This is a genomic window from Halomonas campaniensis (assembly GCF_014193375.1).
Lineage (GTDB): Bacteria > Pseudomonadota > Gammaproteobacteria > Pseudomonadales > Halomonadaceae > Halomonas > Halomonas campaniensis.
In genome coordinates this window covers 28,909-53,593 of sequence record NZ_JACHZF010000014.1, presented here as the reverse complement: position 1 = coordinate 53,593, position 24,685 = coordinate 28,909, and the positions used below count along the sequence as shown (strand labels likewise).

The 24,685-nt window shown below is 70.3% G+C and carries 21 protein-coding genes; 9 read left to right on the top strand and 12 right to left on the bottom strand.

Features of this window, described 5'->3' with window-relative positions; all coding sequences use genetic code 11:
* Positions 1 to 230: 230 nt before the first annotated feature.
* The 3 genes from BDK63_RS10865 to BDK63_RS10855 are packed head-to-tail and all read left to right on the top strand — an operon-like array spanning position 231 to position 1,006.
* Entirely contained in the window at positions 231 to 680 is a 450-nt protein-coding gene (locus BDK63_RS10865; RefSeq protein WP_183331796.1) for a YaiI/YqxD family protein, read from the top strand.
* Positions 681 to 729: 49 nt separating this feature from the next.
* The gene (locus tag BDK63_RS10860) at positions 730 to 843 is read left to right on the top strand and encodes a DUF188 domain-containing protein (protein WP_425485956.1); all 114 of its coding nucleotides are present in this window, start codon (positions 730 to 732) and stop codon (positions 841 to 843) included.
* Between the two features lie 49 nt (positions 844 to 892).
* Complete coding sequence (locus tag BDK63_RS10855; RefSeq protein ID WP_425485955.1) at positions 893 to 1,006, top strand: DUF188 domain-containing protein; 114 nt, start codon at positions 893 to 895, stop codon at positions 1,004 to 1,006.
* Between the two features lie 274 nt (positions 1,007 to 1,280).
* Here BDK63_RS10855 and BDK63_RS10850 read toward each other — a convergent pair whose 3' ends face one another.
* Together BDK63_RS10850 and BDK63_RS10845 are read right to left on the bottom strand one after the other, a co-directional pair.
* Positions 1,281 to 2,285 (bottom strand): glutathione S-transferase family protein, encoded by a 1,005-nt coding sequence (locus tag BDK63_RS10850; RefSeq protein WP_183331794.1) that lies wholly within the window; start codon positions 2,283 to 2,285, stop codon positions 1,281 to 1,283.
* Positions 2,286 to 2,381: 96 nt separating this feature from the next.
* The gene (locus tag BDK63_RS10845; RefSeq protein ID WP_183331792.1) at positions 2,382 to 3,299 is read right to left on the bottom strand and encodes a LysR family transcriptional regulator; all 918 of its coding nucleotides are present in this window, start codon (positions 3,297 to 3,299) and stop codon (positions 2,382 to 2,384) included.
* 101 nt (positions 3,300 to 3,400) lie between these two features.
* Between BDK63_RS10845 and BDK63_RS10840 the strand changes: the two genes are divergently transcribed.
* The 3 genes from BDK63_RS10840 (at position 3,401) to BDK63_RS10830 (ending at position 8,131) form a co-directional block, all read left to right on the top strand.
* Entirely contained in the window at positions 3,401 to 4,249 is an 849-nt protein-coding gene (locus tag BDK63_RS10840; protein ID WP_183331790.1) for a pirin family protein, read from the top strand.
* A 234-nt stretch (positions 4,250 to 4,483) separates the two neighbouring features.
* On the top strand, positions 4,484 to 6,184 hold the full coding sequence (locus BDK63_RS10835) for a peptidoglycan DD-metalloendopeptidase family protein (RefSeq protein ID WP_183331787.1): 1,701 nt from the start codon (positions 4,484 to 4,486) through the stop codon (positions 6,182 to 6,184).
* A gap of 105 nt (positions 6,185 to 6,289) precedes the next feature.
* On the top strand, positions 6,290 to 8,131 hold the full coding sequence (locus BDK63_RS10830) for an ABC transporter ATP-binding protein (RefSeq protein WP_183331928.1): 1,842 nt from the start codon (positions 6,290 to 6,292) through the stop codon (positions 8,129 to 8,131).
* 19 nt (positions 8,132 to 8,150) lie between these two features.
* On the opposite strand, the gene BDK63_RS10825 is transcribed toward BDK63_RS10830, so the two are convergent.
* Positions 8,151 to 9,767, bottom strand: a complete 1,617-nt coding sequence (locus BDK63_RS10825) for a L,D-transpeptidase family protein (RefSeq protein ID WP_246386042.1) — start codon at positions 9,765 to 9,767, stop codon at positions 8,151 to 8,153.
* A 169-nt stretch (positions 9,768 to 9,936) separates the two neighbouring features.
* Here BDK63_RS10825 and BDK63_RS10820 point away from each other — a divergent pair, with 169 nt between their 5' ends.
* From BDK63_RS10820 to BDK63_RS10810, 3 genes are all read left to right on the top strand, one after another.
* Positions 9,937 to 10,656 carry a murein L,D-transpeptidase catalytic domain family protein gene (locus tag BDK63_RS10820; RefSeq protein ID WP_183331785.1) on the top strand — a complete coding sequence of 240 codons (720 nt, stop codon included), beginning with the start codon at positions 9,937 to 9,939 and terminating at the stop codon, positions 10,654 to 10,656.
* 92 nt (positions 10,657 to 10,748) lie between these two features.
* Positions 10,749 to 11,783, top strand: coding sequence for a patatin-like phospholipase family protein (locus tag BDK63_RS10815; protein WP_183331783.1), 1,035 nt, complete (start codon positions 10,749 to 10,751; stop codon positions 11,781 to 11,783).
* Between the two features lie 255 nt (positions 11,784 to 12,038).
* On the top strand, positions 12,039 to 13,439 hold the full coding sequence (locus BDK63_RS10810) for a PhoH family protein (RefSeq protein ID WP_183331781.1): 1,401 nt from the start codon (positions 12,039 to 12,041) through the stop codon (positions 13,437 to 13,439).
* A gap of 39 nt (positions 13,440 to 13,478) precedes the next feature.
* Here BDK63_RS10810 and BDK63_RS10805 read toward each other — a convergent pair whose 3' ends face one another.
* The 9 genes from BDK63_RS10805 to BDK63_RS10765 form a co-directional block, all read right to left on the bottom strand.
* The gene (locus tag BDK63_RS10805; RefSeq protein ID WP_246386039.1) at positions 13,479 to 15,293 is read right to left on the bottom strand and encodes a complex I subunit 5 family protein; all 1,815 of its coding nucleotides are present in this window, start codon (positions 15,291 to 15,293) and stop codon (positions 13,479 to 13,481) included.
* Entirely contained in the window at positions 15,290 to 16,795 is a 1,506-nt protein-coding gene (locus BDK63_RS10800) for a complex I subunit 5 family protein (RefSeq protein ID WP_183331779.1), read from the bottom strand. Before BDK63_RS10800 ends, BDK63_RS10805 begins: the two co-directional genes overlap by 4 nt.
* Positions 16,792 to 18,264: a complex I subunit 5 family protein gene (locus BDK63_RS10795; RefSeq protein ID WP_183331777.1), complete on the bottom strand. Its 1,473-nt coding sequence runs from the start codon at positions 18,262 to 18,264 to the stop codon at positions 16,792 to 16,794. The genes BDK63_RS10800 and BDK63_RS10795 overlap by 4 nt, the downstream gene beginning before the upstream one ends.
* A complete protein-coding gene (locus BDK63_RS18670) occupies positions 18,261 to 18,932 on the bottom strand; it encodes a hydrogenase subunit MbhD domain-containing protein (RefSeq protein WP_343065309.1) in 672 nt (223 codons plus the stop codon). The genes BDK63_RS10795 and BDK63_RS18670 overlap by 4 nt, the downstream gene beginning before the upstream one ends.
* Before the next feature lie 7 nt (positions 18,933 to 18,939).
* Positions 18,940 to 19,164 (bottom strand): hypothetical protein, encoded by a 225-nt coding sequence (locus tag BDK63_RS10785; protein WP_183331775.1) that lies wholly within the window; start codon positions 19,162 to 19,164, stop codon positions 18,940 to 18,942.
* Between the two features lie 94 nt (positions 19,165 to 19,258).
* On the bottom strand, positions 19,259 to 20,614 hold the full coding sequence (locus BDK63_RS10780; protein ID WP_183331773.1) for a sensor domain-containing diguanylate cyclase: 1,356 nt from the start codon (positions 20,612 to 20,614) through the stop codon (positions 19,259 to 19,261).
* A 106-nt stretch (positions 20,615 to 20,720) separates the two neighbouring features.
* A complete protein-coding gene (trpB, locus tag BDK63_RS10775) occupies positions 20,721 to 21,923 on the bottom strand; it encodes a tryptophan synthase subunit beta (RefSeq protein WP_183331770.1) in 1,203 nt (400 codons plus the stop codon).
* A gap of 115 nt (positions 21,924 to 22,038) precedes the next feature.
* Entirely contained in the window at positions 22,039 to 22,707 is a 669-nt protein-coding gene (locus tag BDK63_RS10770) for an alpha/beta hydrolase (protein ID WP_183331768.1), read from the bottom strand.
* A 79-nt stretch (positions 22,708 to 22,786) separates the two neighbouring features.
* Positions 22,787 to 24,556, bottom strand: coding sequence for an SLC13 family permease (locus BDK63_RS10765; protein ID WP_183331766.1), 1,770 nt, complete (start codon positions 24,554 to 24,556; stop codon positions 22,787 to 22,789).
* Between the last annotated feature and the right edge of the window lie 129 nt (positions 24,557 to 24,685).

The following is a 24,685-nucleotide window of genomic DNA, read 5'->3' as shown; positions in this document are numbered from 1 at the left end:
GGTGGCGGGATCTCGGTGGCGCTCCATCTACACAATTCGAACGCTTGTGGCTGGCAGCGTTGGCGCTGGGCCTGGCGTTGCGGCGCCCATGCTGTGTTCGGTCGGTGACCGGCAGCGATGGCGTCGTACATGATGGTGGGGTCAACACATGCGAGGAGCGCGCATGCTACCATCGCCACCCTGCCCTGGCCAGCCTTTTCGGTGGCCGCCCGCGACTTCGAGGAGATGCCATGCCCAGCCTGTGGGTCGATGCCGACGCCTGCCCCAAGGTGGCGCGCGAGATCATCGTGCGCGCCGCCGAACGCACCGCCACCCCCACCTGGTTCGTGGCCAACCATACGGTACCCTTACCGCGCTCGAAGTGGGTCAGGTCGCTGGCGGTAAGCCAGGGCTTCGACGCCGCCGATGACGAGATCGTCGATCGCATTCAGGCGGGGGACCTCTTGATCACCTCCGACCTGCCGCTGGCCATGGCCGCCATCGAGCGCGGCGCGAAGGTGATGACCACCCGCGGCGAGGCCCTCAACGAGAACAACATCCGCGCACGAGTGCAGATGCGGGACTTCATGGAGACGATGCGCTCCAGCGGCGAGCATACCGGCGGGCCCAAGGCCTACTCCGACGGCGACCGCCGCGAGTTCGCCAACGCCCTGGACCGCTGGCTGGCCAGAAACACCTGACCCATGACGCATCTGCACTCGGGCCAGATGCGGCTGATACAAGAGCAGCATGGAGACGATGCGCGCCAGCGGCGAGCATACCGGCGGGCCCAAGGCCTACTCCGACGGCGACCGCCGCGAGTTCGCCAATGCCCTGGACCGCTGGCTGGCCAGAAACACCTGACCCATGACGCATCTGCACTCGGGCCAGATGCGGCTGATACAAGAGGAGCATGGAGACGATGCGCGCCAGCGGCGAGCATACCGGCGGGCCCAAGGCCTACTCCGACGGCGACCGCCGCGAGTTCGCCAACGCCCTGGACCGCTGGCTGGCGAAGAACGCCTGAGACTATTGGCAAGTCCAGTTCATCGCGCGATTGGCAGCTGTGGGAGCCCGGGTCCCCCGGGCGATGGAGGTGTTGGCATTGCCGATCACCCCTCAGACACTGGCAACCCATCCATCGCCCGATAAATCGGGCTCCCACCTGTCGCCTATTGCCTTGGCAGCACTGCTATTGCCGGGCAAAGCACAGTTCCCACCAGCAGGAACCAATGGCGCCGAAAACCGAGGCAGCCCTTTGCAAGCAAAGCAATGGGGCATCGCTGGCTGGCGAAGCACCGTTAACCCTTCTCGCGGATGCCCTGGCCCGGCAGGCGCTCGCGGTCGTGGGGGCGCTCGAGCTCCAGCAGCGGGCCGTGGGGCACGATGCGGGTGGGGTTGATGGTGTCGTGGCTGTAGTAGTAGTGGCGCTTGATGTGGTCGAGGTCCACCGTTTCCGCGATGCCCGGCCACTGGTAGAGCTCGCGCACGTAGTTCGCGAGGTTCGGGTAGTCCTCGATGCGGCGCAGGTTGCACTTGAAGTGGCCGTGGTAGACGGCATCAAAGCGGATCAGGGTGGTGAACAGCCGGATGTCGGCCTCGGTCAGCCACTCGCCGGCCAGGTAGCGATGCTCGGCCAGGCGCGCCTCCATGCGATCGAGCGCCTCGAACAGGGCCACCACGTGCTTCTCGTAGACCGCCTGCTCGGTCGCGAACCCCGACTTGTAGACCCCGTTGTTGATGTGGTCGTAGACGTCGGCGTTGACCGCATCGATGATCTCGCGCAGGTCCTCGGGATAGAAGTCCAGGCGGTTGCCGGTCAGGTCGTCGAAGGCGCCATTGAACATGCGCAGCAGCTCGGCCGACTCGTTGTTGACGATGCGCCCGCCCTGCTTGTCCCACAGCGCCGGCACCGTCACGCGCCCGGTGTAGTGCGGGTCGGTCAGGGTGTAGAGCTCGCGGTGGTAGGCCACGCCGTTGACCGGATCGCCGCTCGAGCCCTCGGACTCCTCATAGGTCCAGCCCTGGTCGAGCATCAGCGGGCTGACATGGGAGAGGCCGACCAGGTCCTCCAGCCCCTTGAGCTTGCGCAGGATCATGACGCGGTGGGCCCAGGGGCAGGCCAGCGAGACATAGAGGTGGTAGCGCCCCGCCTCGGCGCGCAGCCCCGGCTGGCCGTCGGGCCCCTCGCTGCCGTCGCGGGTCACCCAGTCGCGCAGCTTGGCGGACTCGCGCACGAACTCGCCGCCGTGCTTGTCGGTGTCATACCACTGGTCGTGCCACTTGCCGTCGATCAACAGGCCCATGCGTCACCTCCTCCTCGTCTGGCGCCGAACGCCGCTGGATTGAAATCTCCCACAGCATAGAGCGATTTCATCGACGCTTCAGCGCATATTCTGGGCTCAACCATTCGATAAAGACGAACCATCCCCGATCAGGCAGCGACCTGCCTCCCGGGTCAGGGCCGCGGCCATGGCTCGTGTCGCCGGCCCGGCCCGGTCACGGTCGCGGTGGATCAGCTGCACGGGAATCTCCCTCACCCCACCGGCGGAGAGCGGCAGCGGCTTCAGGTGCCCCGCCGCGAGGGCCGCCTGGATACGCGTCTCCGGCAGCCAGGCGAAGCCCAGGCCACGCTGCACCATGTCGATGGAGGTCTCCAGGTGGCTGACCGTCCAGCGCTGCTCGGCCTTGAGCCAGCCCGAATCGAGAGACTGCCGCTGCGCCGAGTCGCGCACCACCAGCTGGCGATGCTGCACCAGGTCGCGCAGGTCAAGCTGGCGATCGAGCCCGTGCAGGGCGTGGTCGGGATGGGCCACCGCCAGGAAGCGCACCGTGACCAGCGGCTCGCCCAGGAAGCCCTGGGCCGAGAGGCCGGAGATCACCAGGTCGGCGCTGCCGTCATAGAGCATCTCGATACCGCCGTTGAGCACCGTCTCGTGGAGCTGGACCCGCACGTGGGGGAACGACTCGGAGAAGGTCTCCAGGGCGCGGGCCAGGGCATCGGAGGGGAAGACCTGGTCCACGGCCAGTACCACCTCTGCCTCCAGCCCCTCCGCCAGTCGCCCGGCCACGTCCTCCAGGGCGGCGGCGCTCTCGATCAGCTGCCGGGCACGGCGCAGCAGCAGCTCGCCGGCCTCGGTCAGCCGCACCTGGCGGCCGACGGGCTCCAGCACCTGGACGCCGAGCAGCTCCTCCAGCTTGTGCACCGCATGGTTGAGGGTGGAGGGGCTCTTGTGGATCGCCTCGGCAGCACGGGCGAAGCCGCCGTGGTCGACCACCGCCGCCAGCATCTGCCATTGGGCCAGGGTGACGCGTGACATTTCGAACTCCTCGAATGAACCAAGCAAAACTATGCGCTTAATCTTCGAAAAAACCGGCCTAGAATGCCAGTCATATCCTCATCACCGTTCGAGGCACTCATATGACATCCCCAGTCCTTCGCCAGGTCGACCACCTTCAGCCCAGCCAGCCCAGCCAGGATGGCGACGGGGTCAAGATCCGCCGCATCCACGACTTCGGCGGCGGCCTGGACCCCTTCCTGATGCTCGATGAGCTGGGGTCGGACCGTCCCGATGACTACATCGGCGGCTTCCCGCCCCACCCCCACCGCGGCATCCAGACCCTCACCTACGTGATCCACGGTGGCCTGACCCACGAGGACCACCTGGGCCACTCGAGCACCATCAACGCCGGCGACGCCCAGTGGATGCATACCGGCCGCGGCATCATCCACTCGGAGATGCCGCTCACCGACCATCATGGGCTGCACGCCTTCCAGCTGTGGCTGAACCTGCCGGCGAAGGACAAGCTGAGCCCCGCCCGCTACCGCGACGTGCGCGCCAGCGAGATGCCGCGGCTGAGCGGTGGCGGTGCCGAGCTGATCGCCCTGGGCGGGCACTGGTCACGCGACGACGGCGAAAGCGTCGAGGGGCCGCTGGATGCCCTCGCCGGCCACGGCGGCGTGGCCCATGTGCGCCTGGACGCGGGTGGCGCCCTCCACCTGCGGGCCGATGCCCCCACCCTGCTGGTCTACGTGGTCGAGGGAGAGCTCGAGGTGGGCGATGCCGCGGTGCCGGCGGGCCACCTGGCACGGCTCGGCGGCGGCGACCAACTGGCACTGGCAAGCGCCGCAGGCGGCCAGGCCCTGCTGCTGACGGGCACCCCCCACCATGAGCCCGTGGCCCACTATGGCCCCTTCGTGATGAACACCCACGCGGAGCTCGAACAGGCCCTGCGCGACTACCGTGACGGCACCCTGACCGGGGCCTGACCCCCGGTTCGCCCGCCGCCCCGCCGCGGGTCGGGGTTGATTTCTCCCCCGACCCGCCCCACCATAGGGGTTGGAAAACAACGTTCTCTTACTCCGACGCCGCCCCCCTTTCCTCCCTGGATGCACGGCTCGGCACATCCCTGTACGTACGTACAGCCTAGGCAGACCATACATCATGGGTTATGGTTCTGATGCCTATTTTCGACTTTTTCATCTATTCACTGGCCTTTACCCATGCTGCGAATCCTCCATTCGCTGCCCCGCACGCACAAGCTGTTATTGTTGCCGGTCGCCACCATGGTCACCGTGCTGGGCGCACAGAAAATCGTCACCACCTACCAGGATGTCCAGCGCACCCATCAGACGCTCGACACCGTGCTCGTTCCCCTCGAGGCCGATGCCAGGCCCGGCCTCCCCTCACTGACCTTCGACAGAAGCCCCGTTGCCGACGCCATCGAGATCGCCACCCAGGCCCTCGATGCCACCCGCTCCCATGTGCCCCTGGCCAGCCTGACGGCCACGGAGATCGTCGACCTGGACCTCATCGAGTCGGCCAGCGCTGCCGGCGCCGACCCCGAGGTGCCGCTGGCCCTGGCCCGCCCCGCCGAGGCGCCCGGCCAGCCGCAGCCGTCACGGCTCGACGATGGCGCCGTGCACATGGCCGTGGTCATCGGCACCATCGGCAGCGGCATGCTCGACCACGACGGCGGCCTGGTTGCCGACGCCACCTCCTACGAGGAGGTGCCCGACGAGGAGCTGGCGCTGTTCGATGAGGGCCCGATCCTGCTGGAGCAGGAGATCGCCGCCGCCGAGCCCTACGTGCCGGAGTGGCAGACCTATACCGTCCAGCAGGGCGACACCTTCGCGGTGATGGCCCAGAACCACCTGGGGCTCGGCTACAGCGAGGTGCTGCGCCTGCTCGACCAGCTCCCCGACCAGAACGCCCTGACGCGCTGGCGCGCCGGCAACAGCTTCGACTACCAGCTCGACGAGGACGGCAGGCTGCTGGCCCTGCGCCTGATGCGCAACGCCCGCAGCGGCTTCCTGGTGGAGCGCGACGAGGCGGACGGCTTCGACGTCGCCACCATCGAGCGCGCCGGCGAGGCCACCCAGCGCCTCTTCGCCGGCACGGTCAGCGGCAGCTTCGCCCGCTCGGCCCAGGCCACCGGCCTCTCGAGCACCGAGGTCACCGAGCTGACCCGCGTGCTGAGCAAGAAACTCGACTTCCGCCGCGACACCCGTCGCGGCGATCGCTTCCAGGTCCTGGTCGAATCGGACATCATCGATGGCGACAGCTTCGACCCGCGGGTGCTGGCGGTGCAGTACGAGGGCGAGCGCCTCGACCTGACCCTGGTGCGCAACGGCACCGACAACAACTTCTACACCCCCGACGGCGAGAGCCTGGACCCGGCGTTCAACCGCTACCCCTTCGAGGGCAGCTACCGGCTGAGCTCGAACTTCAATCCGCGCCGCAAGCACCCGGTCACCGGCCGCATCAGCCCCCACAAGGGCACCGACTTCGCCATGCCCATCGGCACGCCGATCCGGGCGCCGGCAGACGGCCGGGTCGAGAAGGTCGGCAACCACCCGGCCGCCGGACGCTATATCGTGGTGCGTCACGACAACGGCTACCGGACCCGCTACCTGCACCTGTCCCGGCCGCTGGTCAGCCGCGGCGACCGCGTGACCATGGGCGAGCGCATCGCCCTCTCCGGCAACACCGGACGCAGCACCGGCCCCCACCTGCACTACGAGGTGCTGGTCAACAACAGCCAGGTCGATCCCATGAAGGTGAAGCTCCCCGAGAACAAGAGCCTCACCGGGGAGCAGCTGATGGCCTTCCAGCGCCAGGCCGAACCGCTGTTGGCCGCCCTGCAGAGCGGCCAGACCGGCACGGTGGTGGCGCAGGCCCGTCGCGACGAGGTCGACGACTAGCGTCCCGCCCGCCAGACGACCCGCCTGCGCCCCGCCCCGTGCGGGGCGCAGCGGTTGTGGCCCACCCCATCCTCGCTACGGAGTCCCCCGGTGTCTTCCCCCCATATGCGCCGCCCCCGCCCCGCGCCCCCGCCCGAGAATCGCCTGGCGGCCTTCTTCAGCGTGTTCCGCTACAGCCGTCGCGCGCTGGCGCTGGTGTGGCAGACCTCCCGGCCGCTGACCCTGGGACTGGCGGCCTGCACCCTGGTGGCCGGTGTGCTGCCGGCGCTGGCGGCCTGGATCGGCCAGCTGATCGTCGACTCGGTGGTGGCGGCCATGGCCCACCATGCCGAGACCGGCGAGGTCGACTGGTGGCCGGTGCTGCGCTATGTGCTCGCCGAGGCGGTGGTGATCGCCACCATCGCCCTGGCCCAGCGCGGCCTTTCCGCCCAGCAGTCGCTGCTGCGCGCCCTGCTCGGCCAGAAGGTCAACGTGATGATCCTCGAGAAGGCGGGCACCCTGAGCCTGGCCCAGTTCGAGGATTCGGAGTTCTACGACAAGCTGACCCGGGCCCGTCGCGAGGCGTCGATCCGCCCCCTGGGGCTGGTCAACAAGACCTTCGGCCTCGCCCAGAACGGCATCTCGCTGGCCAGCTTCGGGGTGCTGCTGGTGCAGTTCTCGCCCTGGGCGCTGCTGGTGCTGGTGGTCGGCGCCCTGCCGGTGTTCCTCTCCGAGGCCAAGTTCTCCGGCGATGCCTTCCGGCTGTTCCGCTGGCGCTCGCCCCAGACCCGCATGCAGATGTACCTGGAGACGGTGCTGGCCCGCGAGGACAGCATCAAGGAGGTCAAGCTGTTCGGCCTGGAACCGCTGCTGCTCGACCGCTACCGCCGGATCTTCGACACCCTCTACGGCGAGGACCGGCGCCTGACCCTGCGCCGCGAGAGCTGGGGCTTCGTGCTGGGGCTGCTGGGCACCCTGGCCTTCTACGGCGCCTATGCCTGGGTGGTGGTGGAGACCGTGACCGGCGGGCTCACCCTGGGCGAGATGACCATGTACCTGATGGTCTTCAAGCAGGGCCAGGCGGCGCTCTCGGCCAGCCTCACCTCGGTCAGCGGCATGTACGAGGACAACCTCTACCTGTCGAACCTCTACGAGTACCTGGAGCAGCCGGTGCCCGCCGACCGGGGCACCCTCACCGAAGGGGCGCGCCCCGGCGACGGCATCCGCTTCGAAGGGGTGGGCTTCACCTATCCGGGGGCCGAGCGCCCGGCGCTATCCGGCATCTCGGTGCACCTCAGGCCGGGTGAGAGCCTGGCACTGGTGGGGGCCAATGGCTCCGGCAAGACCACCCTGATCAAACTGCTGACCCGGCTCTACGAACCCACCGAGGGGCGCATCCTGCTCGACGGCAGCGACCTGCGCGACTGGGACATCCGCACCCTGCGCCGGCGGATCGGGGTGATCTTCCAGGACTTCGTGCGCTACCAGCTCAAGGTGGGCGAGAACCTGGGCGCCGGCGACGTGGCCGCCTTCGAGGACGAGGCCCGCTGGCAGGAGGCGGCGCGGCGCGGCCTGGCCGACGACTTCATCGCCTCGATGCCCGGCGGCTACCACACCCAGCTGGGCCGCTGGTTCAAGGGCGGCCAGGAGCTCTCCGGCGGCCAGTGGCAGAAGATCGCCCTGTCCCGGGCCTACATGCGCGAGAGCGCCGATATCCTGGTGCTGGACGAGCCCACCGCGGCCATGGATGCCGCCGCCGAGGCGGCGGTGTTCGCCGACTTCCGCCAGCACAGCCGGGACAAGATGACCATCCTCATCTCCCACCGCTTCTCCACGGTGCGCGCCGCCGACCTGATCCTGGTCATCGACGGCGGCGAGATCCTCGAGCAGGGCGACCACGAGAGCCTGATGGCCGCCAACGGCCGCTATGCGCGGCTGTTCCGGCTGCAGGCCAAGGGGTACGAGTAGCCGCCTGGCCGCGAGCGGGTCAGAGCGCCAGCGGCCGGTCGAGGGCCCGCAGCAGCGCCCCGTCGCGCTCGTAGATATCCGGGCGGAAGGCGAGCTCGCCATCCTCGTCGGCATGCACCGTCCAGTAGTGCAGGATCACTGGCATGCGGCTGGCCAGCGACACGTTGCGGGTCTCGCCGCTGGCCACCAGCGAACGCACGTCCTGGTCGCTGCCGGTATCGTCGAACAGCAGCTGGGCGAACTCCAGCACCCCCTGCACGCGGATGCAGCCGGAACTGAAGGCGCGCTGTTCCCGGGCGAAGAGCCCCTGGGCCGGGGTGTCGTGCAGGTAGACCAGGTGGTCGTTGGGGAAGCGGATCACCACCTGGCCCAGGGCATTCCGGGGCCCCGCCGCCTGGCGCAGCATGATGTTGCCGGGGTTCTGCCAGTCCACCTCCCAGGGGTCGAGGGGGCGGCCGGAGGGGCTGAGCACCTGGAGCCGCTCGCGCCACAGGTAGCCGATATCGCGACGCACCCGGGGCAGCACGTCCTCGCGCAGGATCGTGGGCGGTACCGTCCAGGTCGGATTGACGGTCATGTGGGTGATCTCCGAGCGCAGCGACGGTGTGCGCCGGTAGGGTCGCCCGACCACGATGCGCGAGCGCCAGATCTCGCCGCTGGGCCGAAAGTAGCTGATCTGGTAGCCGGCGATGTCCACCAGCACGAAGGCCTCGGGCAGGCCGTGCAGCAGCCAGCGGGCACGCTCCAGGTTGACGCGGATCTGGTCGATGCGCGCCTCCACCGGCACGTTGAGGGCCGCCCGGGTCTGGGGGCCGACGATGCCATCCACCTCCAGCAGGTGGCGCCGCTGGAAGCGCCGCACCGCCGCCTCCAGGGGAGCGTCGTAACGGTTCGCCGGCGGGGCCTCGAGCGCCGCTCCCGGCAGGGTGCCGGCATCCGCCACCATCACCTCGAGCGCCCCCTCCATCGCCAGCCGCTCGCGCAGCATTGCCACCGCCTCGTCCTCGTCCCCCGGGCGCAGCACCCGCGGCTGGTCGGGGAGCGGCGGCCAGCCGCCCAGGCGCTGGATGTTGCGGTAGCGGGCCAGCCCGCTGCGCAGCCGCTCGTAGGGGGCAAAGTCGGGCCGCGCCTCGGCAAAGGCCTGCTCGAAGCGCTGCCCATCCACCGCCCGGGAGATCATCGCCGGGTCGAGGGGAGGCGCCTCGATGGGCACCTCCCAGTCCGGATCCACCTCGCGGGGATCCAGCCGCCCCCGCTGCAGGTGATGCAGCGCGGCCAGCAGCACCCGGGTGGCCTGCAGGTCGAAGCGGGCCCGCGCCTCGACGGCGGCGCCCGCCTCCTCCAGCCGCCGGTGCTCGGCGACCAGCCGATCGGCCCGGTAGTCGCCCGGATCCAGGCCGTCGCCCTCCAGGGTCTGCAGGGACTCGGCGAAGGCCGCGAGCTTGCGGCGCTCGACCCAGGCGGGGCGATGCGCCCGGGCGGCATAGAAGTCGCGTAGCGGGGCTTGTTCATCGGCTGCCAGGCGGGCGATCTCGACCTGCAGCGGATCCTGCGCCGCCATGTGCCTGTCGTCTCCGGCCACGACGCCCGACAGCATGAGCGCAGTGACGGCGAGGATGGCGACAATTCCCTGCATGTTCGACTCCTTTTATCGTTGACAGCTAAATTGGCTTTCCCGCTGCCTCCCCCCATAATAGCGCCAGGTGCGGGGCCGCAGGGAAGTCGGCCCCGCCAGGCATCCTGACGGCCAGGGCGCGAGGGCGCGGCACCCCGCCCGGCCGATGTTGTTCAAGGTACCCTTCGCCATGACCCGATCGCTGCTTCCGCTTCCCCTGCTGGCCGCCGCCGCGCTGCTGGCCACCGCCCCGACCCACGCCGACACCTTTCTCGCCCAGGCGCTCCATCCCGAGGTACTCGACCACCAGCCCCTGGACCAGCGGCTGACCCGCCTGGCGCCGGCGGCCGACCCCCGGGTGCTGTCCCTGGCCGCCAATGCCCTGGCCTGCGCCGACCCGGAGGCCGAGCGCCTGGCGGTGATCGACTACTCGCTGCCCTCCACCGAGCCGCGGCTGTGGGTCTTCGACCTGGGCCGCGACGAGCTGATGTTCGAGGAGCTGGTCTCCCACGGCCGCGGCTCCGGCGATGCCATGGCCACCACCTTCTCCAACGTCCCGGAGAGCTACCAGTCGAGCCTGGGGCTGTTCCGCACCATGAACACCTACTACGGCCGCAACGGCTACTCGCTGCGCCTCGAGGGGCTGGAAACCGGCATCAACGACCTGGCCTACCAGCGGGCCATCGTCATCCACGGCGCCGACTACGTCAGCGAGTCGTTCATCGAGCAGACCGGCCGCCTGGGGCGCAGCCACGGCTGCCCGGCGGTGCGCCAGGAGGTCACCTACCCGCTGATCGACAGCATCAAGGAGGAGCAGTACCTGTTCGTCTACTACCCCGATCAGGAGTGGCTCGAGGGCTCCGCCTACCTGGCCTGCGACCGCGACGACCGCCAGCTGGCCATGCGATAGCCGCCCTGCCTGTCCCTCCAGGCCAGCCGGCGCTATCCTCTCCTGACGCGATGCAGCATGCTCCCCGGCGGAGCCACGAGCGAGGAGGCAGGATGAGCGCACGAAAACGAATCGACCTGGCCCTGCAGGGGGGCGGCGCCCACGGTGCCTTCACCTGGGGGGTGATGGACCGCCTGCTGGAGGACGAGCGCATCGAGATCGAGGGCATCAGCGGCACCAGCGCCGGGGCCATGAACGGCGTGGTGATGGCCGATGCGCTGACCCGCGGTGACCGCGACACCGCCCGCCAGGCCCTGCACGACTTCTGGAAGGCGGTAAGCCGCGCCGGGATGGCCAGCCCCATCCGGCGCACCCCGCTGGACATGGTCACCGGCAACTGGAGCCTCGACCACTCGCCGGGCTACATCGCCATGGACCTGATGAGCCGGCTGGTCTCGCCCTACCAGTTCAACCCCTTCAACCTCAACCCGCTGCGCGAGCTGCTCACCGAGCGGGTCGACTTCGATCGGGTCCGCCGCTGCCCCGAACTCAAGCTGTTCGTCACCGCCACCAACGTGCGCAGCGGCAAGCAGCGGATCTTCACCCGCGAGGAGATGAGCGTGGACGCGGTGATGGCCTCGGCCTGCCTGCCGACGGTGTTCCAGGCGGTGGAGATCGACGGCGAGGCCTACTGGGACGGCGGCTACATGGGCAACCCCTCGCTGCTGCCGCTGATGGAGCACTGCGGCTCCCGCGACATCGTCATCGTCCAGATCAACCCCATCTACCGCGCGGAGGTGCCCACCAGCGCCGCCGGGATCATGAACCGTCTCAACGAGATCACCTTCAACGCCTCGCTGATCAAGGAGGTGCGGATGGTCGCCATGCTGCAGCGGCTGCTGGGCGACCACGGCGTGGACATCGGCTGCTACGCCGGCACCCTCTTCCACCGCATCGCCGGTGACGAGACCCTGGGCAAGCTCTCCGTGTCGAGCAAGATGAACGCCGAGTGGCCCTTCCTTTGCCATCTTCGTGACGAGGGTCGCCGCACCGCCGCGGAGTGGCTTGCCGAGCACTTCGCGGATCTGGGCCACCGCTCCACCCTGGACGTGGAGAGCGTCTATCGCGACACGGAGGAAATGCGCTGACAGACCGTTGGCAGATGCTGCTGTGCAATATGCACATCCGCCGCCATGCTGAGGGTGCTGAGGGCGAGGCGGCACCCTGCCTTCCGGAGAGAGTCGGAAAAACGAGTGTCAAACATCGTGAGCCACACCACAGGAGGTGAGCAGACGCGCCGAGCATGACGGCACCGCCTTCGCCCCTGTCATCCTTTGGACATCGTGCGCCGGCAGTGTCGACGACAAGACGACACCTTGATGACGAGCAGGAGTGCTGCGCCGATGGTACGCATCGACAAGAAGGCCACCCGTCTGTACGTGCTGGACACCAATGTCCTGATCCACGACCCCGCTTCCCTCTACCAGTTCGACGAGCACGAGGTGGTCATTCCCATGACCGTGCTCGAGGAGCTCGACAAGCACAAGAACGGCGTCCGCGAGATCGCCCGCACCGCCCGCCAGGTCAGTCGCACCCTGTCCGACCTCACCGCCAACGTCGACCTCGAGCAGATCCGCGAGGGCATTCCCATCCCGCGGCTCACCGGCCCCGAGGGGCGCCTTCGCCTGCTCTGCTACACCGACCTGCAGCCGCTGGACCCGCTCGAGGCGAGCCCCGACAACCGTATCCTCGCCGAGACCTGCCGGCTGCGCGACGAGCGGCCGGACGCTTCGGTGATCCTGATCACCAAGGACATCAACCTGAGGGTCAAGGCCGCCGCCCTGGGCGTGCCGGTGGAGGACTACCTCAACGACCGCGCCTTCGACGACAGCGACGCTATGCTCGAGGGGGTACGGGTCTATCCGGATGCCGGCAACGAGCTGTGGAACGACCTGGCGCTGGACGTCAGCGTCGAGCGCGATGCCCAGCGGGTCACCTACCAGCTGAGCGGGGAGATTCCCGCCGAGTGGCACCCGGGCATGCTGGTGGCAGACAGCGACGACGAGGGCGGCTTCGAGGCCATCGTGCGCGAGGTGAGCAGCCAGCGGGCGCGACTGGCGCTGCTCACCAACTACCGCCACGGCGCCAGCGTCTGGGGCGTGCACGCCCACGACTGCCGGCAGAACTTCACCCTCAACCTGCTGATGGACGACGACATCGACCTGGTGACCATCGCCGGCAGCGCCGGCACCGGCAAGACCTTCATGACCCTGGCCGCCGCCTTCCAGCAGACCCTGGACACCAAGCGCTTCGAGCGCATCGTCTTCACCCGGGCGCCGATCTCCATGAGCGAGGACATCGGCTTCCTGCCCGGCACCGAGGAGGAGAAGATGTCGCCCTGGATGGGGGCCTTCCACGACAACATGGACAACCTGCTGCGCGACGAGAACGGCGAGTCGAGCTGGGACAACGGCGCCACCCGCCAGCTGCTCGGGTCACGGGTGCAGATCCGCGCCCCGGGCTTCATGCGCGGCCGTACCCTCAACGACACCTTCCTGATCATCGACGAGGCGCAGAACTTCACCCCCAAGCAGCTCAAGTCGCTGGTCACCCGGGCCGGGCGCAACACCAAGATCGTCTGCCTGGGCAACGTCGGCCAGATCGACACTCCCTACCTGACGGCCAACACCTGCGGCATGGCGGCGCTGGTCCAGCGCTTCCGCGACTGGCCCCATGCCGGCCATATCACCCTCAAGAGCGTGGAGCGCTCGCGCCTGGCCCTGGCCGGCGAGGAGCTGCTCTGACACACCCCCGCCCGCTACCGCCTGGGGCCCTCACGGGCCTCAGGCGGCGCTGAACAGCAGCGCCAGGGCGAGCCCCACGGCGACGACCATCATCAGTACCGCCGCATGGCGGCGCAGCCACGCCTCCCCGCGGGTCATGCCGTCCAGGGCCCGGACGGCGTCGCGCTCGCGCGCCACCCACCAGGCCACCCAGGCCCCCTGGGCGAGACCGAGCCGTGCCAGGCACGCCTGCCCCCGACGACGCGATGCCTGCCAGGCCCTCGCCAGCGGCCACCAGAGATCGCCGGGCGGCAGCCGCCAGGTGGCTCGCAGCGGCCGATGCCGCGCCACGCCCCAGGCCGTGACCGAGGCCACCAGCCCCACGGCCAGCGGCCACAGCAGCCCGGGTAGCTCGGCAGGCGGCGGCCCGCCGGGGGTGGCGAGCCCCTCGCCCAGCCACCAGGGCAGGGTCAGCGCGGCCAGCAGCGTCGCCAGCCAGGCCAGCGGCATCGGCGCCACCAGCGGCTCAAGGCCATCCTCCCGGGCCTGCCGCTCGCCCTGCCACTGGCACCAGAGAGTGCGGGCCATCAGCGCGGTAGTGCCCACCGCCGCCAGGGAGAGCCAGGTCACCACCGCCGCGTGGCCACCGTCGTAGAGCACCGACTTGAAGGCCCACTTGGTGGCCAGCCCCGAGGCCAGGGCACCGCCCAGCGACAGCGCCGGCAGCACCAGCAGCGTCCAGAGCAGCCAGGCGGGCAGGCGCGGAGGATGCTCACCGATGCCCACGCCGAGGAACAGCGCCCCCTTGGTCAGGCCGTGGTGGGCGGCGAACAGCACCACCGCCGCCGACAGCGCCGGCCACAGCGCGGGGGCGACCAGGCCCATGGCCACCAGGGCGGTGATCATGCCCATCTGGCTGACGCTGGAGTAGGCCAGCACCGCCTTGGGGTGGCGCTGGCAGACCCCGTAGAGGGCCGCCCCGAGGGCGGCCGCCAGGCCGGCCACCAGCATCGCCCGCCCCAGCCAGGCGAAGGCCTGCCCGGCGCCGGGCTCGCCCAGCGGCAGGGTGGCGAGCCAGCCGACCAGCCCCGCCTTGATCATCGCCCCGCTGAGCACCGCGCTGGCCGGCGTCGGCGCCACCGGGTGGGCCAGGGGCAGCCAGAGGTGCAGCCCCACCACCCCCGCCTTGACCCCGAAGCCGAGCCACAGCAGCAGCCCCATCCAGGCGCCGCCCGGCGCCTCGAGCATGCCCTCGCGCAGGCCGCCCAGGGTGGTGGTACCGGCGCTGCCCGCCCCCCACAGCAGCCCGGCCAGGATCAGGCCCTCGCCCAGCACCGCCATCACCAGATAGGCCAGGCCGCCGGTGCGGGCATCGCGGGTTCCCGAGTGCACCACCAGGCCGTAGGCGGCGAAGGTCATCACCGCAAACCCCAGGTAGAAGCTGGCGATGTCCTCGGCGACGAGCAGCAGCAGGTTGCCGGAGAGCGTCACCGGCCAGAGCAGCGCGAAGCGCGTCAGCCGGGCCTCGGCCGCCCCGTCGCCGGCCACCGCCCGGGCCTGCTCGCCGGCCAGGTAGCCCCGGGCATAGATGCCCGCCAGCAGCCAGAGCAGCGCCGTGAAGGCCAGCAGCGGCCCCCGGGTGCCATCCAGTGCCCAGACGCCGCCGAGCAGCCACCAGTCGAGTGCCAGGGTCCCCTCGCCCAGGCCCAGGACCAGCGCCAGGGCCGGCAACGGCGCGGTGCACCAGAGCCCGTCCAGCGGCGCCGGTGGCCGGCCGCGCTGGGCCAGGGCCGCCTTCAGCGGCAGCCGCAGCGCCAGCAGCAGCGGCCAGAGCAGCGCGGACGACAGCGCCACGGCAAACAGGACATCGCTCATGGCAGGTACTCCGCGTTGGCCACCCCGGTCGCCCACTCCAGCGGGCTGAAGGGCATGCCCGCCAGCACGCCCGCCATCAGGCTGAACAGCGCCGTGACCACCGCCGGCACCAGCAGCCAGGCGTGGGTCTCCAGCCGGCCCAGGCGGCGCTCCTCGGGCCACGCCCCCACCCCGTGATCGGGCCCGGGGCGAAACCACAGCCGGGCGAGGATCGGCAGGAAGTAGGCGGCGTTGAGCAGGCTGCTGGCCACCAGCACGGCGATCACCCAGGGCAGGCCGGCCTGGATCGCCCCGGTGCCCAGGTACCACTTGCTCAGGAAGCCCACCACCGGCGGCAGGCCGATCATGCCCAGCGCCCCCACCGTGAAGGCCAGGCTGGTGAGCGGCATGCGCCGCCCGGCGCCATCGAGCTCGTCGATGCGGTGGATGCCGAGCTCCTCGGCGTAGTTGCCGGCGCAGAAGAACAGGGTGATCTTCATCAGCCCCTGGTGCAGCAGGTGCGACAGCGCGGCGATGGTGCCCAGCGGGCCGAACAGGCCGATGCCCAGCACGATGTAGCTCACCTGGCTCACCGTGGAGTAGGCCAGCCGGGGCTTGAGCTCCTGCTGGGCCAGGGCGCGCAGCGAGCCGTAGAGGATGGTCACCGAGGCCACGGCCACCAGGCCGTTCAGCAGCCCGAGCGCGTCGCTCAGCTCGATGCCGTAGACGTCATAGACCAGCCGCACGATGCCGAAGGCGCCGGCCTTCACCACCGCCACCGCGTGCAGCAGGGCGCTGACCGGCGCCGGCGCCACCATGGCCCGGGGTAGCCAGCCGTGCAGCGGCACCAGCGCCGCCTTGACGCCGAAGCCGGCGATCAGCACCCAGAAGAGGCCCACCAGCAGCGGGCGGCGCTCGGGGCCGAACTCGGCGAGGATCTCCCGCTGGCCGAAGCGGATGTCCCCGGCCAGGGCATGCAGCGCCACCATGCCGATCATCAGCACCAGCCCGGCGGTCAGGGTGAAGCGCAGGTAGACCTTGCCTGCCGCCAGCGCCTTCGCGGTGCCCCGATGCGCCACCAGGGGATAGGTCGAGAGGGTCAGCAGCTCGTAGAAAACCAGGAAGGTGAAGAGGTTGCCGGCCAGGCTGATGCCCAGGGTGCTGGCCACGCAGAGGCTGAAGAAGCCGAAGAAGCGCTTGCGGTTGGGGGAGTCTTCCAGGTAGCCGATGGCGTAGACGGTGGTGAACAGCCAGAGCAGCGAGGAGAGCCCCGCGAACATGATGCCCAGGGGGTCGGCGCGCAGCACGAAGGCCAGCCCCTCGAGGACCGGGAACTCCACGGCGTACTCGCCGCCACGACTGAGCCCCCAGACCATCCAGGCCACCAGGCCCAGCTTGATCAGGGCCGCGCCGAGGTTGAGCCCGGTGCGCGCCCGGAAGGCGCGTTCCGGCAGCAGGAAGATGATCACCGCGGCGAGCAGCGAGCTGCCCAGGGTCGCCAGCAGGATCAGCGCACCGCTCATGGCAGCCCCCCTTCCCGCAGCAGGGCCAGCGGCCACTCGGCGCCGAGCCCCAGCGCCAGGGCCGCCAGCGCCAGCAGCAGGGCGATCAGGTCCATCCCCGCGGGCAGCGGCCGGAAGTCGTGACGGGGCGCCTCCTCGACGAAGGCGCAGCGAAAGACCCGGAACACGTAGGCGGCCGTCAGCAGGGTGCCGGCCACCAGCACGATGACCCACGGCCACTGCCCGGCGAGGATGGCCGCCTGCAGCAGCAGCCACTTGGCGGTGAAGCCGGCACTGGGCGGCAGGCCCATCAGGGTCACCGCGGCGAGGCCGAAGGTCATCAGCGAAAGCGGCAGCTGCCGGCTGGTGCCTGCCAGGTCGGCGAGGCGGCTCTGGCCCACGGAGAGCACCAGGTTGCCGGCCGCCATGAACATGGCGGCCTTGGCCAGGGCATGCCCGGCCAGCTGCAGCCAGGTGGCCTGCCAGGCCAGGGATGCCACCGCCGCCGAGGTGCCGGCCAGCAGCGGGAAGGCCAGCATCAGGTAGCCCAGCTGCCCCACCGTGGACCAGGCCACCACCTGCTTGAGCCGGCTGGCCCGCCAGGCCTGCAGCCCGCCCCACAGCACCGCCAGGCTGCCCAGGGCGCCGAGCAGCCAGGCCGCGGCCTGCGCCTCCGGCACCAGCCGCTGCCACAGCTGCATCAGGATGAAGAAGGAGGCCTTGACCACCAGGGCCCCGTGCAGGGCACTCACCTGGGTCCAGGCGCTGGCATGCACCGGCGCCAGCCAACCGTGGAGCGGGAAGACCGCCGCCTTGAGCAGCAGTCCCGCGGCCAGCAGCGCCATGGCGATGCCGGTCACCGGGCCCGCCTCGGCGTCGGCCGCCAGCCCCGCCAGGTCCAGCCGGCCCGTGGCCCCCAGCAGCAGCGCCACGCCCAGCAACCAGGCCAGCGACCCCACCAGGGCATAGAGCAGGTAGCGCAGGCCCGCCGCCAGGGCCTCCGGCTTGCCGGGCAGCAGCATCATGCCCACCGCGGTGAGCCCCATCAGCTCCAGCGCCGCGTAGAGGGTCAGCAGGTCGGCGGCCACCCAGATCACGCCGAGCGCCGCGGCCAGCCCGCCCAGCAGCGGCCAGAACCCGGCGAAGGCCCGCTCGGCCAGCTCGGTGGCCCGCCGGTGCCCCACCGCGTAGGCCGCACTGGCCAGCAGCAGCAGCTGGGTCAGCAGCAGCAGCAGGCCCGCCAGGCCATCCAGGCGCCAGTGGAGCTGCAGCCCGCCGGGGGCCCAGCTGCCCTCCAGCACGGCACCGCCCGCGACACGCGGCAGCAGCCAGAGGGTCGCCAGCGGCAACGGCAAGCCGGCCAGCAGCACCGGCAGCATGCGTCGCGGAGGAAAGCGCCACGCCAGCAGGCCCAGCAGCGGCGGGACGAGCAGCACCAGCCACAGCAGCGCCGCCTCGGTGGCCGGCGGGGACGCCAGGGGCGCGCTCATGGCCCCGCCTCGGGCTCGTCGCCCAGGGTCACCCGGCCATCCCGCTCATGCAGCCGGCGCAGCAGCGCCGACCCGAGCACCGAGCCCACCAGTGCCACCACCAGGCCGACCAGGATCAGCCCCTGGACCTCGACCACCGGCCCGGCCAGGCCCGCCAGCAGCAGGAAGACCCCCGAGCCCAGCACGTTGAAGGCCAGCAGGCGGCGCAGCAGGTGGAGATGGTGGGCGAAGGCCCACAGGCCCAGCCCCATGATGGCCAGCCCCGCTGCCAGCAGCGGCCGCCGCGCTCCGTCGCCCGGGGCGATGAGCCCGCCGCTCCCGGACACCCCCCACACCGCCGCCCCCGCCAGGGCCAGCCAGACGAGGACGGCCAGCCAGCGCGCCGCGGCCTGGTGGCGGGGACGGCGGTGATGGTCATGGGGCGGAAGGGGGGATGGAGAACCGGCACGCCCCAGCCCGTGGAGCAGGGCCATGCCGGTCAGCAGTGCGCCCAGCAGGGCCTCGGCCAGCGCCAGCCAGGGCGCCGCAAGGCGCCACCAGGCCAGCGCCATCACCAGCGCGAAGGCGATGAAGGACAGGCAGGCGCGATACAGCCGGCGGTCGAGCAGGCAGGCCGCCGCCAGGAGCACCAGCAGGCCGGCCGGGAGCAGTTCACCCGACAGCGACACCGGCGACTCAGCGATTGGCGCGGTTGACGGCCTTCTCGATCAGCGCCTCGCTCTCGCTGCCCGGGCCCTTCTCCAGCACGCTGCAGGCTTCGTGGTAGAGACAGACATAGCTGCCGCAGGAGGCGCAGTGCACCTTGTCATCGGGGTTCTTCACCTGGGAGACCCGCATCAGGTGGCTGCCGCAGCCGGGGCAGGCCACCGGCAGGCGGAAATCGACGGAGAGTCCGGACATGCTCACTTCCTCCATGTGACGGGTGAAAGGGTCACTTCCAACAGACATGGGGGTCATCCCGGCCACTTCAAGGTGGCATGGCCTGCAGGCCCGCTCAGGCGGGGCCGGTGCCGGACGCCAGGGACGCCCCCTCGACGGGGCCGCAGATCCGGTTGCGCCCCTCATGCTTGGCACGATAGAGGGCCTGGTCGGCCAGCGCCAGCACCGCGTCCAGGCTCGCCTCGGGCTCGAGGATGGCCAGCCCCAGGCTCACGGTGAAGCCGATGGTCTGCCCCTCCACGTCCAGTTCGATGGCGGCCACGGCCAGCCGCAGCCGCTCCAGAATCGCCAGGGCCTCATGGGGCTCGCTGTCGACCAGCATCACCACGAACTCCTCGCCGCCGATCCGCGCGAAGAGGTCATAGGGACGCAGGCAGTCGCGGCAGGTCATGGCGAAGGCCTGCAGGGCGCGGTCGCCGGCCGCATGGCCGAAGGTGTCGTTGAGGCGCTTGAAGTGGTCCAGGTCGAGCATCGCCACCGGCACGCGCTGGCCCTGGCGCCTGGCACGTGCCTGGACCGCCTCGCCCTGCTCGAAGAAGGCCCGGCGGTTGAGCGCCCCGGTGAGCATGTCGGTGCCCACCAGGCGCTGGACGCGCTGCTCCACCCGCTTGCGCTCGGTGATGTCGATCAGCAGGCCGTCCCAGAGGGTGTCGCCATCGCGGCGACGCTGGGGTATTGCCCGCCCCTCCAGCCAGCGGACCCCGTCGGCGAAGCCCAGGCGGAACTCGTGGTGCCAGGGTTCCAGGCTCACCGCCGACTGGGTCAGGCTGGTCGCCAGGCGCTGGCGATCCTCGGACAGGACCCGCCCCAGCAGTCGTTCGGCGTCGTCCATCACCAGGTCGGGGGTGAGCCCGGGCAGCGCCTTGACGCCCTCGCTGAGGTAGAGGAACTCCAGCCGCGCCTCGGCGTCCTGGCGCAGCCGGAACAGCACGCCGGGCACCCGCGACAGCGTGCCCTCCAGCCGCGACAGCAGCATCCTGTCCTGAAGGCCACGCTCGCGCATGCCGGTCACGTCCCGCTGCATCACCAGCAGCTGGAGGGACGCGCCGGGTCCCTCCTCCAACGGCTGGATCACGGTGGACTGGTGCATCAGGGAGCCGTCGGCACGACGGCAGAGCAGCACCCCCTGCCAGGGCTGGCGCGTCGACAGGCAGTGGGCGAGGGCCCGGGCGAACTCGCCGTGCAGGGGGTCGATGTCCAGCAGCACCGCGCGCTGCCCCAGCAGCTGCTCCGGCGCATGCCCGGCATGACGCTCGAACCCGGGGTTGACCTCACGCACCACCCCCTCGTGGTCGAGCCGCATGACCGCCCCCGGGTAGTGGTCGCGCAGCAGCAGGCCGAGGCCCGCCGGGGATCGCGATCCCTGGGCCCCGACGCGCCACTGCTGCCATGCTTCCCTGAGTCTCTTCATGCCCCGCACCCTGGGGTTGCCCCTGCCGGTCTGGACGGGCCGCTCCGGGCCCAGCGACTACCCTACCCCAGATTCTCCCGGCGCACACGCGGCAGGGTGCAGGAACTCAGAGGCCCAGACGGTCGGCGACGTAGTCGGCGTCCTTGTCACCGCGGCCGGAGAGGTTGACCAGGATATGCTGGTCGGCCGGCAGCTCAGGCGCCACGCGCATCGCCCAGGCCACGGCGTGGGCACTCTCCAGGGCCGGGATGATGCCCTCGACCCGGGAGAGGGTCAGGAAGGCCTCCAGGCACTCGTCGTCGCTGGCGCTCTGGTAGTCCACTCGGCCCAGCTCCTTGAGGTAGCTGTGCTGGGGCCCCACGCCCGGGTAGTCGAGCCCGGAGGCGATGGAGTGCACCGGCATGGGGTTGCCGGCCTCGTCCTCCAGCACGTAGCAGGCCATGCCATGGATCTCGCCGGGCTTTCCCAGGGTCAGGGTGGCGGAGTGACGCGGGGTGTCGAGCCCCTCGCCGGCCGGTTCCACGCCCACCAGGTGCACGTCCTCGTCCTCGAGGAAGGCGGTGAACATGCCGATGGCGTTGGAGCCGCCGCCCACGCAGGCGGTGACGTGGTCGGGCAGGCGGCCGTGGCGCGCCAGGAACTGCTCGCGGGCCTCCCGGCCGATGATCGACTGGAAATCGCGCACCATCTTCGGGAAGGGGTGCGGCCCCACCACCGAGCCGATGGCGTAGATGAAGTGCTGCGGATCCTTGAGGTACTCCTCGAAGGCGCTGTCCACGGCGTCCTTGAGGGTCGCCGTGCCGCGGGTCACCGGCACCAGGGTGCAGCCGAGGATCTTCATCTTGGTGACGTTGGGGTGCTCCTTCTCGATGTCCACCTGACCCATGTGGATCTCGCAGGGAATGCCCACCAGCGCACAGGCAGTGGCCAGCGCCACGCCGTGCTGGCCGGCGCCGGTCTCGGCGATCACCTTGGTCTTGCCCATGAACTTGGCCAGCAGCGCCTCGCCCAGGCAGTGGTTGATCTTGTGGGCGCCGGTGTGGTTCAGGTCCTCGCGCTTGAGGTGGATCTGCGCCCCGCCCAGCTGCTCCGAGAGCCGCCGGGCATGGAAGATCGGGCTGGGGCGGCCCACGTAGTCGGCGAACAGGCCGGCCAGTTCCTGTTGGAAGTCCTCGCGGACGCGGATCTCCTCGTAGGCGGCGTCGATCTCGTCCATCACCGCCTTGAGCTCGGGCGGGATCAGCTGGCCGCCGAAACGGCCGAAATAGCCCTGGGCGTCGGGGAGGTTGGCGAAGGGGGAAGTGCTCATGGTGTCTGTCCTGGAGGCGTACCGGAATATCGTCGCCGAGTGTGCCGAGCCGCCCCGGCGCTGTCGAGGCGACCTTGGGCGACCATCCCCCGGTCGACACCGCCGGGGAAGGACCTCAGCGCGCCAGGCGCTGGCTCAGCCAGTGGCCGATATCCGCCACCTGCTGGGGGCAGACCGCATGGGCCATGGGGTACTGGCGATAGTGGGCCGGATAGCCCAGCGACTTGACCCGTTCGAAGCCGGCACGGCCCAGCGCCTCGGGCACCACCGGGTCGAAGCTGCCGTGATGCACCTCGATGGGCAGCTGGCGGTTGGCCTCATGGAGCGAGATGGCGTCGGCGGTGGCGAAATAGGTGGAGAGCGCCAGCAGGCCGCCCAGCGGCGCCTCGCAGGAGAGCGCCGCCTGGTAGGCCACCGCCCCGCCCTGGGAGAAGCCCGCCAGCACGATGCGACGGCTGTCGATGCCGTGGTCGATCTGCTCGCGGACCAGGGCCTGGATGCGCCGGGCCGAGGCCATCAGCTGCGGCTCGTCGACGCGACGGTCCAGGCTCATCTCGAGGATGTCGTACCAGGCCGGCATCACCATGCCGCCGTTGATGGTCACCGGCAGGCGCGGCGCATGGGGCAGGATGAAGCGCACGCTGGCATCCGCGGGCAGCGAGAGCGCCGGGACCAGCGGCTCGAAGTCGTGGCCGTCGGCGCCGAGGCCATGAAGGATGAAGACGCAGGCGTCGGCGGGCTTGCCGCCCCTGGGCTCGATGATCAGTTCGCCGGGTTGGCTCATGGGAAAGGGTTCCGTTGGTCGGGTCAATCAGACTCGACACCCTACCGCAAAGCCCCGGCGGCGGCGAGCGTGCGGCGATTCAGAAGGGCCAGACCAGGGGAATCAGCGTCAGCGCCACCACGGCGGTAAGCACGTTGAGCAGCCCGCCCACGCGCAGGAAGTCGCCGAAGCGGTAGCCGCCTGGCCCATGCACCATCAGGTTGGTCTGGTAGCCGATCGGCGTCAGGAAGCTGGCCGAGGCGGCGAACATCACCGCCACCACGAAGGGCATGGGGCTCACTCCCAGGCTCTCGGCGCTGGCCATCACCACCGGGAAGGTGATCACTGCGGCGGCGTTGTTGGTGACCAGCTCGGTCAGCAGCGCCACCAGCAGGTAGGCACCGATCAGCAGCAGCAGCGGGTCGCCGCCGGCCAGGCCCAGGGCACTCCCGGCCAGGGCCGCGGCGGCCCCGGAGCTCTCCAGGGCAGCCCCCAGGCCGAATGAGGCGGCGATGGTCAGCAGCACCTGGGTATCCAGCCCGCGCTTGGCGTCGCCCATCGAGCAGCAGCCGGTGAGCAGCACCAGGGCCGCCCCCAGCATGGCCGCATTCATCATGCTCATCACCCCCAGGCTCGCCAGGGCCACCACGCCGGCCAGGATGCTCCAGGCCAGCCAGGCCTTCTCGTGCACGGGGCGCGCGGCACCGTTGAGCTGGCTGATCAGCAGGAAGTCCCGCGACTGGCGATGACGCTCGATGAAGGGGGGGCGGGCCTCGAGCAGCAACACATCGGCGGGCTGCAGGCGCACCTGGCCGAGGTTGCCGGCGACGCGCTCTCCGCCTCGGCAGACCGCCAGCACGGCGGCACCGTAGAGGGTGCGGAAGTGGCCATCGCGAATGCGCTGGCCGACGAACTGGCACTGGCTGGAGACCACCGCCTCGACCAGTCGGCGCTCCTTGAAGTCCTTCTCCAGGCTCGACTCGCCGTGGCGCGACGGCATCAGGCCGCGCACCTGCTGCAGCTCCACCGCCCCCTCGCTGGTGCCCGCGAACACCAGCCGGTCGCCGCCCTTGAGCCGCTCGCCGGGTCCCACCACGCTGACCACGTTGCCGTCACGCTCGATCTCCACCAGGAACAGCTCCTGCAGGTGGCGCAGCCCCGCCTCCTCCACGCTGCGGTTGACCAGCGGACCGTCCGGGTCGACTTCCATCTCGATGGTGAATTCACGGGGGTTCTCGAAGACCGCCGTGGCGCCGCGGCGCACCGGCAGCAGCCGCGGACCGAGCAGGACGAGATAGGCCAGGCCGATCAGCGCCACCGGCACGCCCACCCAGGCGAGATCGAAGAGGCCCATGGTCAGTTCGGGCGAGCGATCCACCAGCAGGCCGTGCACCACCAGGTTGGTGCTGGTGCCGAACAGGGTAATGGTGCCACCGAGGATGGAGGCGAAGCTGAGCGGCATCAGCAGGCGGTGGGCCGGCAGCCGCATTCGGCGACTCCAGCTCAGCACCGCGGGAATGTAGGTGGCCACCACCGGCGTGTTGTTGAGGAAGCCGCTCAGGGAGGCAACCGGCAGCAGCAGCCGCAACAGGGCCCCGGTCTCGTGGCGAGGGCGGCCGAGCACATGGCGGATGATCAGGTCGATGCCGCCGGTCTGGCGAATGGCGGTGACCAGCACGTACATGAAGGCGACGGTAAACAGGCCGGTACTGGCGAAGCCACCCAGTGCCTGGGCCGGCTCGATGATGCCGAGGGTGAGCAGCAGGATCACCGCGCCCAGCAGGACGATGTCCGGGCCGAGCCGCGAGAGGGCCATCAGGGGAAAGACGGCAATCACGACGGCGAGGGAGATCCAGGCGTCCAGGGGCATGGCGGGCATCCAGTGGTGACAGACCCCCCTATTCTGCCGGCGCCAGGTTATTCTAAAAAGTTCTTTCTGGAAATTCCTTTATTCCACTATGCGTCATATGGTCCGGCCCGCATCGCATCGTCGACCACC

Excerpts from the sequence above, each read along its gene's own strand:
- BDK63_RS10810 (WP_183331781.1), top strand. The coding sequence starts at position 12,039 with ATGGTACGCATCGACAAGAAGGCCACCCGTCTGTACGTGCTGGACACC.
- BDK63_RS10855 (WP_425485955.1), top strand. The coding sequence starts at position 893 with ATGGAGACGATGCGCGCCAGCGGCGAGCATACCGGCGGGCCCAAGGCC.
- BDK63_RS10825 (WP_246386042.1), bottom strand. The coding sequence starts at position 9,767 with ATGCAGGGAATTGTCGCCATCCTCGCCGTCACTGCGCTCATGCTGTCG.
- BDK63_RS10830 (WP_183331928.1), top strand. The coding sequence starts at position 6,290 with ATGCGCCGCCCCCGCCCCGCGCCCCCGCCCGAGAATCGCCTGGCGGCC.
- BDK63_RS10820 (WP_183331785.1), top strand. The coding sequence starts at position 9,937 with ATGACCCGATCGCTGCTTCCGCTTCCCCTGCTGGCCGCCGCCGCGCTG.
- BDK63_RS10835 (WP_183331787.1), top strand. The coding sequence starts at position 4,484 with ATGCTGCGAATCCTCCATTCGCTGCCCCGCACGCACAAGCTGTTATTG.
- BDK63_RS10860 (WP_425485956.1), top strand. The coding sequence starts at position 730 with ATGGAGACGATGCGCGCCAGCGGCGAGCATACCGGCGGGCCCAAGGCC.
- trpB (WP_183331770.1), bottom strand. The coding sequence starts at position 21,923 with ATGAGCACTTCCCCCTTCGCCAACCTCCCCGACGCCCAGGGCTATTTC.
- BDK63_RS10805 (WP_246386039.1), bottom strand. The coding sequence starts at position 15,293 with ATGAGCGATGTCCTGTTTGCCGTGGCGCTGTCGTCCGCGCTGCTCTGG.
- BDK63_RS10850 (WP_183331794.1), bottom strand. The coding sequence starts at position 2,285 with ATGGGCCTGTTGATCGACGGCAAGTGGCACGACCAGTGGTATGACACC.
- BDK63_RS10815 (WP_183331783.1), top strand. The coding sequence starts at position 10,749 with ATGAGCGCACGAAAACGAATCGACCTGGCCCTGCAGGGGGGCGGCGCC.
- BDK63_RS10840 (WP_183331790.1), top strand. The coding sequence starts at position 3,401 with ATGACATCCCCAGTCCTTCGCCAGGTCGACCACCTTCAGCCCAGCCAG.
- BDK63_RS10795 (WP_183331777.1), bottom strand. The coding sequence starts at position 18,264 with ATGAGCGCGCCCCTGGCGTCCCCGCCGGCCACCGAGGCGGCGCTGCTG.
- BDK63_RS10800 (WP_183331779.1), bottom strand. The coding sequence starts at position 16,795 with ATGAGCGGTGCGCTGATCCTGCTGGCGACCCTGGGCAGCTCGCTGCTC.
- BDK63_RS10845 (WP_183331792.1), bottom strand. The coding sequence starts at position 3,299 with ATGTCACGCGTCACCCTGGCCCAATGGCAGATGCTGGCGGCGGTGGTC.
- BDK63_RS10865 (WP_183331796.1), top strand. The coding sequence starts at position 231 with ATGCCCAGCCTGTGGGTCGATGCCGACGCCTGCCCCAAGGTGGCGCGC.
- BDK63_RS10785 (WP_183331775.1), bottom strand. The coding sequence starts at position 19,164 with ATGTCCGGACTCTCCGTCGATTTCCGCCTGCCGGTGGCCTGCCCCGGC.
- BDK63_RS10770 (WP_183331768.1), bottom strand. The coding sequence starts at position 22,707 with ATGAGCCAACCCGGCGAACTGATCATCGAGCCCAGGGGCGGCAAGCCC.
- BDK63_RS10780 (WP_183331773.1), bottom strand. The coding sequence starts at position 20,614 with ATGAAGAGACTCAGGGAAGCATGGCAGCAGTGGCGCGTCGGGGCCCAG.
- BDK63_RS10765 (WP_183331766.1), bottom strand. The coding sequence starts at position 24,556 with ATGCCCCTGGACGCCTGGATCTCCCTCGCCGTCGTGATTGCCGTCTTT.